This is a genomic window from Domibacillus epiphyticus, assembly GCF_001975785.1.
GTDB lineage: Bacteria > Bacillota > Bacilli > Bacillales > Domibacillaceae > Domibacillus > Domibacillus epiphyticus.
Genome location: NZ_MSFI01000001.1, coordinates 150723 through 163981 on the forward strand (window position 1 = coordinate 150723; position 13259 = coordinate 163981).

At 42.6% G+C, this 13259-nt stretch carries 14 protein-coding genes; all 14 read left to right on the top strand.

The features are described 5' to 3' along the window. The first annotated feature begins 18 nt into the window (after positions 1-18). Entirely contained in the window at positions 19-2055 is a 2037-nt protein-coding gene (gene flhA / locus BTO28_RS00790) for a flagellar biosynthesis protein FlhA (protein WP_076763031.1), read from the top strand. Then, a complete protein-coding gene (gene flhF, locus BTO28_RS00795) occupies positions 2052-3164 on the top strand; it encodes a flagellar biosynthesis protein FlhF (RefSeq protein WP_076763033.1) in 1113 nt (370 codons plus the stop codon). The genes flhA and flhF overlap by 4 nt, the downstream gene beginning before the upstream one ends. After that, complete coding sequence (locus tag BTO28_RS00800) at positions 3161-4051, top strand: MinD/ParA family protein (protein WP_095532626.1); 891 nt, start codon at positions 3161-3163, stop codon at positions 4049-4051. The genes flhF and BTO28_RS00800 overlap by 4 nt, the downstream gene beginning before the upstream one ends. Then, complete coding sequence (locus BTO28_RS00805) at positions 4051-5136, top strand: protein-glutamate methylesterase/protein-glutamine glutaminase (protein WP_076763036.1); 1086 nt, start codon at positions 4051-4053, stop codon at positions 5134-5136. Before BTO28_RS00800 ends, BTO28_RS00805 begins: the two co-directional genes overlap by 1 nt. 6 nt (positions 5137-5142) lie before the next feature. Continuing rightward, positions 5143-7191 (top strand): chemotaxis protein CheA, encoded by a 2049-nt coding sequence (locus BTO28_RS00810; protein WP_076763038.1) that lies wholly within the window; start codon positions 5143-5145, stop codon positions 7189-7191. A 14-nt stretch (positions 7192-7205) separates the two neighbouring features. Then, entirely contained in the window at positions 7206-7643 is a 438-nt protein-coding gene (locus BTO28_RS00815) for a chemotaxis protein CheW (protein ID WP_076763040.1), read from the top strand. A gap of 17 nt (positions 7644-7660) precedes the next feature. Beyond that, complete coding sequence (locus tag BTO28_RS00820; protein ID WP_076763042.1) at positions 7661-8302, top strand: chemotaxis protein CheC; 642 nt, start codon at positions 7661-7663, stop codon at positions 8300-8302. After that, positions 8295-8792: a chemotaxis protein CheD gene (locus BTO28_RS00825; protein WP_076763044.1), complete on the top strand. Its 498-nt coding sequence runs from the start codon at positions 8295-8297 to the stop codon at positions 8790-8792. The genes BTO28_RS00820 and BTO28_RS00825 overlap by 8 nt, the downstream gene beginning before the upstream one ends. A 120-nt stretch (positions 8793-8912) precedes the next feature. Continuing rightward, complete coding sequence (locus BTO28_RS00830) at positions 8913-9677, top strand: FliA/WhiG family RNA polymerase sigma factor (protein ID WP_076763045.1); 765 nt, start codon at positions 8913-8915, stop codon at positions 9675-9677. A gap of 28 nt (positions 9678-9705) precedes the next feature. Then, a complete protein-coding gene (locus tag BTO28_RS00835; RefSeq protein WP_076763047.1) occupies positions 9706-10005 on the top strand; it encodes a hypothetical protein in 300 nt (99 codons plus the stop codon). 8 nt (positions 10006-10013) lie between these two features. Then, positions 10014-10484: a DUF6115 domain-containing protein gene (locus BTO28_RS00840; RefSeq protein ID WP_076763049.1), complete on the top strand. Its 471-nt coding sequence runs from the start codon at positions 10014-10016 to the stop codon at positions 10482-10484. 151 nt (positions 10485-10635) lie between these two features. After that, a complete protein-coding gene (gene rpsB / locus BTO28_RS00845) occupies positions 10636-11388 on the top strand; it encodes a 30S ribosomal protein S2 (protein ID WP_076763050.1) in 753 nt (250 codons plus the stop codon). 146 nt (positions 11389-11534) lie between these two features. Continuing rightward, on the top strand, positions 11535-12416 hold the full coding sequence (gene tsf / locus BTO28_RS00850; RefSeq protein WP_076763052.1) for a translation elongation factor Ts: 882 nt from the start codon (positions 11535-11537) through the stop codon (positions 12414-12416). Positions 12417-12506: 90 nt separating this feature from the next. Next, positions 12507-13229: a UMP kinase gene (pyrH, locus tag BTO28_RS00855; protein ID WP_076763054.1), complete on the top strand. Its 723-nt coding sequence runs from the start codon at positions 12507-12509 to the stop codon at positions 13227-13229. Positions 13230-13259 lie beyond the last annotated feature (30 nt).

The window sequence follows — 13259 nt, forward strand, 5'->3', positions numbered from 1 at the left end:
TTGTTGGGAGAGAAAATAATGAAAGCAAGAGACCTCTCAGTTTTACTCAGTGTTATTTTAATCGTAGCGATGCTGATCGTGCCGCTTCCAACGTGGCTGTTAAGTGTGCTAATTATCATAAATATTTCTCTTGCGCTACTCGTTTTGCTCATCTCGATGAATATGAAGGAAGCGCTGGAGTTTTCTGTATTTCCTTCGCTCCTTTTGCTGTTGACTTTATTCCGTCTTGGTCTGAATGTGTCGACAACGCGATCCATTTTAAGTCATGGGGAAGCAGGGGGCGTTGTCGAGACATTCGGCACATTCGTTGTTGGAGGAAACTTAATTGTCGGGATGGTTATTTTTATCATCCTCGTCATTATTCAATTTATCGTTATTACAAAAGGGGCTGAGCGTGTTTCTGAAGTTGCGGCGCGTTTTACACTCGATGCAATGCCAGGGAAACAGATGAGTATAGATGCTGATTTAAATGCCGGCATGATCTCGGAAGCGCAAGCACGTGAACGTCGAGAAAAAGTGAGCCGGGAAGCGGACTTTTACGGTGCGATGGACGGTGCGACGAAATTTGTAAAAGGGGATGCGATCGCCGGTATTATCATGGTTATCATCAATCTCATTGTCGGGATTGTCGTTGGAATGATGCAGCAGGACTTATCTTTTGGCGAGTCCGCAGCACGTTATTCTTTATTAACTGTCGGTGACGGGATTGTTTCCCAAGTGCCAGCGCTTTTAATTACGACAGCTACTGGTATCGTCGTGACGCGTGCAGCATCAAATGGAAACCTTGGTGAAGAAATCACAGGGCAGCTTTTACGTTACCCTGCTATGCTTTACATTGCGGGAGGAACGATTTTTTTACTTGGAATCGCTACACCTATTAACGACATTTTAACGATTCCGATTGCGGCCGGACTTGCTTTTGGCGGTTACATGATTTCACGGTCACCCAAAGAGGAACTTGATGATTCGCCGCCTTCAGAAGAAGAGTCCGAAGCGGAAGAACTTAAAAGTCCTGAATCGGTTGTGAACTTATTGACGGTGGACCCGATTGAATTTGAATTTGGCTATGGTTTGATACCGCTCGCAGACACAAATCAAGGCGGCGATTTGCTTGATCGAATTGTCATGATACGGCGTCAGCTGGCGCTTGAACTCGGTCTCGTTATTCCGGTCGTCCGTATTCGCGATAACATTCAGCTGCAGCCGAATGAATACCGTATGAAAATTAAAGGAAGTGAAGTAGCAGGGGGAGAACTTTTGCTGGATCATTATTTAGCGATGAGCCCCGGTGAAGAAGATGATATGGTTGAGGGCATTGATACCATTGAACCATCATTCGGCCTGCCCGCAAAATGGATAACGGAAGATGCGAAGGAACAAGCTGAAATTTTTGGCTATACTGTTGTTGATCCACCGAGTGTTGTTTCCACCCATTTAACTGAAATTATAAAAAAACACGCTTATGAATTGCTTGGTCGACAAGAAACGCAGCAATTGATTGATCATTTAAAAGAATCTTATCCAATTTTAATTGACGAAGTGACGCCAAATCCGCTTTCAGTCGGGGAAGTTCAAAAAGTACTGGCAAAGCTGTTAAAAGAAAATTTATCGATCCGCAATTTGCCCATTATTTTTGAAACACTTGCTGATTTTGGAAAAATGACATCCGATACCGACTTATTAACCGAATATGTCCGCCAGGCACTTGCCCGTCAAATTACAATGCAATTTGCAGACGATTCTGGGTCACTTAATGTGATTACGTTATCCGGACGCATCGAAAAAATCATCGCGGACGGTGTTCAGCAGACGGAACACGGAAATTATTTGTCGATAGATCCTAATGAATCGCAGCGGATTTTAGAAGCGACTGCTCAGCAGGTAGAACAGGCATCGTTTATGCAGCAGTCACCGGTTATTCTTTGTTCACCGGCCATTCGAATGTACGTAAGGCAGCTGCTTGAACGATATTTTCCGCAAATTCCTGTTTTATCATACAATGAGCTTGAACCAAGCGTAGAAGTACAGAGTACAGGAGTGGTGACGATCGAATGAAAATGAAAAAATTCATGGCGCCTTCCATGCCGGAAGTAATGAAAAAAGTGCGGGCTGAACTCGGCCCGCAAGCTGTTATTTTACAGTCCAAAACGGTGTATAAAGGCGGCATGTTTGGGCTGTTTAAAAAGAAAAATATTGAAGTCGTTGCGGCGATTGATCCATATGCTGAAACGTTTGAACGGACAGCAGAAGCAAAACCGGCACCTATCACAGTTAATCAACCTGCTCAGGTCTCTTCAGAGCTTAGAAATGAAATGCTGGAAGTGAAACAAATGATTCGCCAGTTAAAGGAAGCAAAACCGGCAGATTTTTTGTATCCAGACGCTTTGCAGCCGGTGCTTGACCATTTGAAACGTCAAGGTTTATCAGCTGAATTATGGCAAATGACAGCAGATCATCTTTTGGCAAAATGGAAGGAAGAGCGCAGTGAAGCAGACAATTCAAAAGTACGTGATTGGGCAGTCAATTTTTTAAATGAACGCCTTTCATTGTGTCGGACAGTGAGTAATGAGGGGGCAAAATATTTTCATCTTCTTGGTCCAACCGGTGTTGGGAAAACGACAACACTTGCAAAACTCGCATCAAAAAAAGTGCTCGAAAACGGGAAAAGAGTGGCGTTTATTACAACTGATACGTATCGGATCGCCGCAATCGAGCAATTGAAAACGTATGCGGGTCTTCTCGATGCTCCGTTTAAAGTAGCTTACTCAAGAAACGATATGGAAGAGGCGTTTGCAAATCTATCAAAATATGATGTCTTATTTATCGACACTGCCGGCCGTAATTACCGCGAAAAGCAGTACGTAGAAGATTTGCAAAAAATGATGACAAAAAAGACTGAACAGTCCCTTTATTATCTTGTGCTTAGCGCGGCTTCAAAACAGGAAGACTTAGAAGAAGTCATTGATAATTTTACTTCCATTCAACTTGATGGATTTATTTTTACGAAGCTAGATGAAACAAAAACTAAAGGCACAATTATAAATTTAATGTATACTTATAAAGTAGGAACACATTTCATTACAAATGGTCAAAATGTCCCGGATGATCTAGCGGAAATAACACCAGAAATGATCATTGAATCATTATTTGAGGAATTCAGATGATGAACGATCAAGCGGCATCACTTAGAAAAAAAATGATGCAAAAAACGACAGATATTGAAATTTTAAGGGAAAGACGAGCGAAAACATTGGCCGTTGTAAGCGGAAAAGGCGGTGTTGGGAAATCAAATATTTCAGTAAATCTGGCGATTGGACTCGCAAAACTAAACAATAAAGTTTTATTATTTGATATGGACATTGGCATGGGTAATATTTATCATTTAATTAGTAAGGACCCGGGACAATCGATTGCCGATTTTTTCACAAAAAATACTCCGCTTACTGATTTGATCAAATCTGGTCCCGAAGGAATTGCATTCATTCATGGTGGATCAGCAGCAGCACAGTTATTTGAATGGGATGATACGTACACAGAAAAGTGGATTTCTGCTCTTGAGCAGCTGGTGGATGAATATGACTACATTTTGTTCGACATGGGCGCTGGTGCAACGAAAGAAAGCTTGAATATTTTGATTGCGGCAGAAGAAGTGCTGGTCGTGACGACTTCGGAGCCGACTGCAATGACAGATGCATATTCCATGATAAAATTCATTTGTTTACGAGACGATGAGAAGCGTTTTTATCTTGTGTGCAACCGGGCGGACTCAGAAGAAGAGGGAAGGAAAACAGCAGAACGTCTACAAAAAACGATGGATACATTTTTACAGGTCAGTCCGAACATTCTAGGATCATTGCCCGAAGACCCAACCGTTCGTCAATCTGTTAAAGCGGGACAGCCTTTTACAATCGCTTTTCCAGATGCTCGTATTTCAACAGCATTCGACATCATCGTAAATAGGTATGCTGGTGTACCTGTATTCGATGGACAGAAAACAATAGGCTTCATCAATAAGCTGCGGCGCTTTTTTAAAGAAAGAAGGGACAGCTGATGAGATCAAAAAAAGTTCTTGTTGTTGACGATTCTGCATTTATGAGAAAGCTGATTTCCGAGTTTTTATCAGAGCATCCAGAACTGGAAGTTATTGCTTTTGCCAGAAACGGGCATGATGCAGTTAAAAAAGCGATGGAGTTAAAGCCAGATGTTATAACGCTTGATATTGAAATGCCTGAGATGGATGGGTTAAAAGCGTTGAAAATCATTATGGACAAACAACCGTGCCCTGTTGTTATGCTGTCAAGCCTGACAAAAGAAGGAGCGGAAGTAACGCTAAAAGCAATTGAAATTGGAGCGGTTGATTTTATCGCCAAGCCATCGGGAACCATTTCTTTGGATCTTCACAAAATTAAAGAGCAGATAATTGAAAAAGTGCTCGCTGCTTCAAAAGCAAACATCAGCATAAAGCCGGTGCTCCGGGAGAAACCGTCAGTCAATATGCCTGCTGAACCAGCAGTTAAAGAACCAGGCGTACGCACGGGAGCGCATTTTAAAAAGATGGACAAGCTTGTTTTAATCGCAACATCAACTGGTGGTCCACGAGCGCTGCAGCATGTCATCACGAAACTGCCGGCATCTCTTCCCGCCCCGGTCGTGGTTGTACAGCATATGCCGCCCGGCTTTACTAAATCACTTGCCGCCCGCCTTGATTCATTATCAGAAATTCATGTAAAAGAGGCAAATGACGGTGAGATTTTGCAAAAAGGCACGGCTTATATTGCACCAGGGGGATATCATTTAACTCTGAAAAAAGTGGGTACATCAACCGTTGCTGCACTTGATCAAACTGAGCCGGAAGGGGGACATCGTCCTGCAGCAAACGTAACATTCCGCTCGGCAGCAGCGTTAAATGATTTTGAAAAGGTTGCAGTCATTATGACTGGTATGGGAGCGGATGGAGCTGAGGGGTTGATTAAACTGAAAGAAAACAGCAGGGTTAAAGCCATTGCCGAAGCGAAAGAAACGTGTGTCGTTTACGGGATGCCAAAAGCTGCTGTTGCAACACATCTAGTTGATGATGTAGTACCGGTTGATGAAATTGCATTTACCATTGTAAAGCACGTATATGATAAGAGGTGAACACAGATGGATACGAATCAATACCTTGAAATTTTTATTGATGAAAGTAAAGAACACTTACAAGCAATGAATGAGCATTTACTACAACTTGAAAAAGACCCAACAAATATTAACATTGTCAATGAAGTGTTCCGTTCCGCTCACACGTTGAAGGGCATGTCAGCGACAATGGGCTATGAAGACCTGGCGAACTTAACACATAAATTGGAAAACGTACTCGATGCGATTCGTAATCATAAAATTTCGGTTACATTAGAAATTATGGATACGGTATTTTCCTCCGTTGATGATCTTGAAGCGATGGTGCACGATATTTCTTCTGGCGGAGAAGGGAAGCGCGACGTTACAGAGGTCGTCACAAAACTACTCCAAATCGAACAGGGAGAGTTAGTTTCCTCTATTGCTGCATCGTCAGAAGGAAAACAAGAGACTTCTGAAACTGAAACGGGACTTCAGTATGATGAATTTGAACGTACCGTTATTGAACAGTCAAAAGAACAAGGCTTTACATGTTATGAAGTTGTCGTTTCTCTTCGTGCCGATTGTGTTTTAAAGGCAGCACGTGTGTTTATGGTATTTGATGTTCTTGAAAAATGCGGCGAAGTGATTAAATCAGTTCCAGCTTCTGAACAATTGGAAGAAGAAAAATTTGATGAACATTTTACCGTGACACTCTTAACAAAAGAGCCGGTCGAAGATATACAAGAAAAAGTGAAAAAAGTCTCTGAAGTCGACAATGTGAAAATTACAGAAATCAGCAACAGTGCAACTCTTGCACCAGAGCAGCAGCCTGAAGTGAAAGCTGAAACAACTTCTGAAGAGCCGAAAAAAGCGGAAGAGAAACAGGCAGAAAAGAAGCCCGTGGTGAAAAAAGCCGAAGAGAATAAAGGATCAAAACAGGCAGTTTCCAACAAAACAATTCGCGTAAATATTGAACGGCTTGATATTTTAATGAACTTGTTCGAAGAGCTTGTTATCGATCGGGGCCGGCTTGAATCTATTTCGGGAGAATTGAATCATTCTGAACTAAATGAAACGGTCGAACGCATGTCGCGTATTTCCGGTGATCTTCAAAATATTATTTTAAACATGCGCATGGTCCCAGTTGAAACCGTCTTTAACCGGTTTCCGAAATTGGTTCGCCAGCTATCGAGGGATTTAGGCAAACAGATCAATCTGGAGATCATTGGTGCGGAAACCGAGCTCGACCGTACTGTAATTGATGAAATCGGTGATCCGCTCGTGCATTTAATCCGTAACGCGGGAGATCACGGGATTGAAATGCCGGATGATCGGGTGGCAAAAGGAAAGCCTGCTGAAGGGACAATTAAATTAAAAGCCTATCATAGCGGAAATCACGTTTTCATTGAAATTGAAGATGATGGTGCTGGTATTAATAAAGACAAAGTATTGAAAAAAGCACTAGATAAAGGCATTGTGACAGAAGAACAGGCACTATCGCTTGATGATCGTCAAATATTTGAACTCATTATGGCATCCGGTTTTTCAACAGCTGATGTAATTTCTGATTTATCAGGCCGTGGTGTCGGACTGGATGTTGTAAAAACGACAATCGAATCACTTGGCGGATCCATAACCATAGATTCGGTTGAAGGAGCTGGTTCGACTTTCTTGATTCAGCTGCCGCTAACGCTTTCTATTATTTCGGTTATGCTTGTTGAAGTAGAGAAAGAAAAATATGCGATTCCGCTTTCCTCCATCATTGAAACGGCGATCGTGAAAAAAGATGAAATACTGAATGCGCATGACCAGCAAGTGATTGATTTCCGTGGAAAAGTAGTACCGCTTCTTTTCCTTGATGATATTTTCACTGTACCGAAACAGGAAAACGATGATCGATTCTATTCCGTTGTCATCGTCAGAAAAGGTGAGAAAATGGCCGGTCTAGTAGTTGACTCGTTTATCGGGCAGCAGGAAGTTGTATTAAAAGGTCTTGGCAACTATTTAACTAATGTGTTTGCTATTTCTGGTGCAACGATTTTAGGTGACGGTCAGGTAGCGCTTATTGTTGACTGCAATGCGCTCATTAAATAAGAGGAGGTGCGGCTATGAGTGAAACAAGTACTTCAACCGCAGTGAAAGTAATTGCTTTTCAATTGTTAGATAAAGAATATGCTTTACCAGTTAATCAGGTCCACTCCATCGAAAAATTAATGCATATTACGCGCGTGCCTGGAACCGTGCCTTTCGTTAAAGGCGTCATTAATTTGCGCGGTGTTGTTACACCAATTATTGATTTGCGTAATCGTTTCGGTTTATCTGATGAACAATATGACGATACGACACGCATCATTATTGCTGCATTGGATGATATGGAAGTCGGTCTTATTGTAGATGGTGCAAACGATGTACTTGATATCCCTGTTGAAGCGATAGAACCGCAACCGGAAGTCGTTGGTTCTCTTGGAGATGAATACATCACCGGTGTTGCCAAACTCGAAAAAAGACTGCTGATCATGCTCAGTCTAGAAAAGATTTTTAAATAACGGGTGGGCGGTTCATCATGAACTATTTTGAGAAAATACAGCCTATGCACCTTGACATTTTAAAAGAAATTGGCAACATAGGAGCGGGACATGCTGCCACATCGCTGTCCACCCTCCTGAACCGAAAAATTGATATGAGAGTACCGAGTGTCCGGGTTGTTCCGTTTTCAGAAATGCTAGAGCTAACGGGTGGTTCGGAAAAAGAAGTTGTCAGTGTCAGTCTTTGTATAGAAGGAGAAGCTGGCGGCAACATGTTTTTCATGCTGACAGTAGAAGAAGCGGACCGTTTTATTCAGAAATTGATGACTGACGACTCTTTTACATTCCATAACCCTGATTCGCAGCCTATCGGTTTCTCGGCAATGCAGGAGATGGGAAATATTTTATCCGGCTCATATTTATCGGCACTTAGTGATTTTACACGCTTAAAATTACAGCCATCTGTACCAGAACTTGCGGTAGACATGTTCGGTGCTATCATCAGCTATGGCTTACTCGAAATTTCTCAGTACAGTGACTTTGCCATTGTCATTGATACGATTTTGACAGAATTGGATGCGGGAAACGTAGAAACAGTAAAAGGACATTTCTTTTTTCTGCTATCTCCAGAGTCGTTCCCGGTGATTTTTGAGGCACTTGGAGCCGGGTACAATGAGTAATGTGCGGGATGTCGTAAAAGTAGGGATTGCTGACATGAATGTCGTCCAGCCTCCGGGTACAATTCGCACGTCCGGTCTCGGGTCTTGTGTCGGTGTCGTTTTGTACGATGAAACGGCCCGAATTGCCGGTTTGGTTCATGTTATGCTTCCGGATTCAAGCCTTGCGAAATCAGAAATGAAGAATGACGCGAAATTCGCCGATACGGGGGTGCCTTCCCTTATTAAAGAGTTGACACTAATCGGTGCCAAGGCATCTCGGCTAAAGGCTAAAATAGCGGGTGGCGCCCAAATGTTTCAGTTCAAGTCCGGAACGGATTTAATGAAAATTGGACCTCGTAATGTAAATGCAGTCAAACAGCAATTACAAATAGCGCGAATTCCATTAATGGCTGAAGATGTAGGGGGAAACAGCGGCCGGACGATTGAGTTCGATCCATCCACCTCAATTCTCCACATTCGGACTGTTAATAAAGGCGAACAACAGTTGTAAAAAGCAGCGGTTTTCATTTCCGCTGCTTTTTTGTGCTCATTGTTGGCAAATGGACGACTTTTCTTTAAAATAATAGGTAAGAACTTTTCTGTCCGTTTAGGTCAGGTGAGGGGGGATCAAATGACAAAGTTTACGCCGCACGAAGAGCATGATCTCTGGGAAAGGTGGAAAAAAGAGAAACATCCGGACGATGGAGATGCACTCGTCGCCCGTTACATGCCCCTTGTGACCTTTCATAGCCGGCGAATTGCGTCCACTCTTCCGAAAGCGGTGAGCAGGGAAGAGATAACGAGTTTTGGCTTATCCGGTTTGTACGACGCACTGTTAAAATTTGAACCTTCGCGTGACTTGAAATTCGATACGTATGCCTCGTTTCGAATCCGCGGTGCCATTTTAGACGGACTGCGAAAAGCGGATTGGCTTCCACGTGCTGCCCGAGAAAAATCAAAAAAAATCGAAGCGGCAGTTTCGAAACTTGAGCAGCGCTATTTACGAACCGTGACGGCAGAGGAAGTGGCGGAAGAACTCGGGATCACTGCGGATGATGTCCATGATACAATGGCGGAACATTTTTTTTCACACGTCCTATCGACGGATGAACAGGTGAATGAATTGGATCAGCAAGACGGTTCCGGATTTGCGATTAAAGATGAAAAGACGATGTCACCTGAAGATGAACTTGTCAAACATGAGCAAATTAACGAGCTGACTGCTCAAATTGAAAAATTGACGGAAAAAGAACAGCTGGTTATCGACCTTTTCTATAAAGAAGAATTGACGCTTACAGAAATCGGTGAAATTCTTGGGTTATCCACGTCCCGGATTTCGCAAATTCATTCAAAAGCGCTGTTTAAATTAAAACAGCAGCTCATAAAAACAAGATAATGAATTTTAGTATGAAACGGGGTGCGGTATGGATTTTAAATCAGTTGAAATGCAGGTGGCTCTCCCTCGAACATTTGAAGCTTCAAAAGCGGTTCAGGAACAGCAGCAAAATGGTCTTGCCGCGCAGCAAAACGCGAATGAAGATGTGGAAAAAGAAGCTCAATGGAAACGGAAAGCGGTAGTTGAAGGTGACAACATTGATAAACTGAACTTAAAAGACCGTGACCGCCAAAACGAGCAGCAGAGACAAAGAAAGAAAAAAAAACAGGAAGAAAAAAAGAAATCAGCTCACCCTTTTAAAGGAAAGCAGATTGATATAAGCGGGTAAGGAGAATTATGACGACGTTTTTAATGACGATTTCATTATTGCTGCATGCGGTCAGTCTGCTTGCGTTTATTTTATTATTCCAGCGGCAAAATATTATGAAGAAGACAGAAAAAAAGATGCAGCAGATGGCAGCGGAAACAGAAGAAATGATGACAGCCTTTTTGATGGATTTAAAAGAAGAAAACGAGCAGCTTATCACGCAGTTATCGAAAACTCAGTACAAACGAAACGAAACAATGCCAGAGCCTGATGAAGAGAAGGTGAACGCTGTCCAGCTTCCTCCGGTCGTTCCACGTAAAACAGCGGCGAAAGCCTATGCCGGTATTAAGAAAGAACCGAAGCAGCCGTCCGAACAGTCTACAATAGAGAAGATGATGGAACTGAAAAAACAGGGGCTATCAGACGAGGATATTGCTCGGAAACTGCAGATTGGCGTTACAGAAGTGCAGCTTGGTTTAAAATTTCAGCGCAATCAATAAAAATAGTTGCGGGTGAAGTCTTGTTGTGATATAGTAACTAACGGTGTTAATACACACGTCTTTTGATTCAGATAGACGGTGCCGTCCATGACGGATTTTGTCTGAAAATGATAAAGGCGGAGGAAAATCAACCAAACAGGAGGAAATAAACATGTCAGTAATTTCAATGAAGCAATTGCTTGAAGCTGGTGTTCACTTCGGTCATCAAACTCGCCGTTGGAACCCAAAAATGAAAAAGTACATTTTCCAGGAGCGTAACGGGATCTACATCATCGATCTTCAAAAAACCGTTCGCAAAGTGGAAGAGGCGTACAAATTTGTAAGAGAAGTTGCCGGTGACGGTGGTAAAGTATTGTTCGTTGGTACGAAAAAACAGGCTCAGGAGTCTGTAAAAGAAGAAGCTGAACGTTCAGGTATGTACTATGTAAACCAACGCTGGCTGGGTGGTACACTTACAAACTTCTCTACAATCCAAAAACGCGTTCAACGTTTGAAAAACATCGAAAAAATGGCTGAAGACGGTACATTTGAAGTACTTCCGAAAAAAGAAGTTGTTCAGCTTAAAAAAGAACATGAGCGTCTTGTGAAATTCCTTGGCGGTATTAAAGACATGAAAGGTCTTCCAGATGCCCTTTTCATTATTGACCCGCGCAAAGAACGCATCGCAGTAGCAGAAGCACGTAAATTGAATATCCCGATCGTTGGTATCGTTGATACAAACTGTGATCCGGACGAAATCGATTACGTTATTCCTGCAAACGATGACGCAATCCGCGCTGTAAAACTTTTGACTGGTAAAATGGCTGACGCTGTTCTTGAAGCGAAGCAAGGTGAAGAAATCGCTGAAGCAGAAGTTCAAGAAGAAGCAGTAGAAGCTGAAACAGCAGAAGCTGCAGCTGAGTAATGTACACAAAGGTGATAAGAGGGATACCCTTATCACCTTTTTTTAAAGAAATAAGCTTTGAGAGCGAAAATCGGCTAGCTGCCGAAATGCTGTCGTGACTCGCTGTAAGCGGGTATTGCTCTCTACATATTAAAGGAGGAATATTAATGGCTATTACTGCTCAAATGGTTAAAGAATTACGCGAAAAAACAGGCGCAGGTATGATGGACTGTAAAAAAGCATTAGTTGAGACTGATGGAAACATGGACCAGGCAATTGACTACCTTCGTGAAAAAGGGATCGCGAAAGCCGCGAAAAAATCAGATCGTATCGCAGCAGAAGGTACGACATTCATCACTAGCGAAGGAGACACAGCTGTTCTTCTTGAAGTAAACGCAGAAACTGATTTCGTTGCTAAAAACGAAAACTTCCAGGTTCTTGTGAAAGATATCGCGGCACATCTTCTAGCTAACAAACCTGCATCTGTAGAAGAAGCACTTCAACAAACAATGGGAAATGGTAAAACTGTTGATACGTACATCAGCGAAGCCATTTCTAAAATTGGTGAGAAAATTACTCTGCGTCGTTTTGAAATCCGTACAAAAGGCGAAAACGCAGCATTTGGCGAATACTTGCACATGGGCGGACGCATTGGTGTGCTTGCTATTCTTGAAGGTACAACTGACGCAGCAGCAGCGAAAGACGTTGCGATGCATGCCGCAGCACTAAATCCTAAATATGTATCACGCGACCAGGTTTCTGAAGAAGAAGTAGACCGTGAGCGTAAAGTATTGACTGAGCAGGCATTGAATGAAGGCAAACCGGAAAACATTGTTGCGAAAATGGTTGAAGGCCGCCTTGGTAAATTCTTTGAAGAAGTTTGCATTTTGGATCAAGGGTTCGTTAAAGATCCAGATCAAAAAGTACGTCAATTCCTTGAATCAAAAGGCGCAACATTGACAGAATTCGTTCGCTATGAAGTAGGCGAAGGATTAGAAAAACGCCAAGATAACTTTGCTGAAGAAGTTATGAGCCAAGTGAAAAAATAATGATTCCTTTTCCGCGGGGCGGAATGGAATAAGTGGAATCCCTTGCCGCTCCGGTGAGGGATTTCATGTACATTACAGATGGAGGTTTACATGAGCCAGCCTAAATATAAACGCGTTGTATTAAAATTAAGTGGGGAAGCACTTGCAGGGGAAGCCGGTTTTGGGATTAATCCTGCAGTGATTCAATCAGTTGCAGAACAAGTAAAAGAAGTAAGTGAACTTGACGTACAAGTAGCAGTTGTTGTTGGCGGCGGCAATATTTGGCGTGGTAAAATCGGCAGTGAAATGGGCATGGACCGTGCGACTGCTGATTATATGGGAATGCTTGCAACCGTAATGAATTCGATGGCATTACAGGACAGCCTGGAACAGCTGGGTATTGAAACGCGTGTTCAAACCTCGATCGAAATGCGTCAAGTTGCAGAACCGTACATTCGCAGACGAGCGATTCGCCACCTTGAAAAAGGACGAGTTGTCATTTTTGCTGCTGGGACAGGGAACCCTTACTTCTCAACTGACACAACAGCCGCTTTACGTGCTGCTGAAATTGAAGCAGAAGTTATTTTAATGGCGAAAAACAATGTGGACGGTGTCTACAGTGCGGATCCAAAAGTGGATGCAAGCGCAGTAAAATATACGGAATTATCTTATCTTGATGTTATTAAGGAAGGTTTGGCAGTCATGGATTCAACAGCTTCTTCTTTATGTATGGATAACGATATCCCGCTCGTCGTTTTTTCAGTAATGGAAAAAGGAAATATCAAGCGTGTTGTAATGGGTGAAAACATCGGAACAATCGTGAGGGGGAAATAATCTTGACACAGCAAATTATCAACCAGTCTA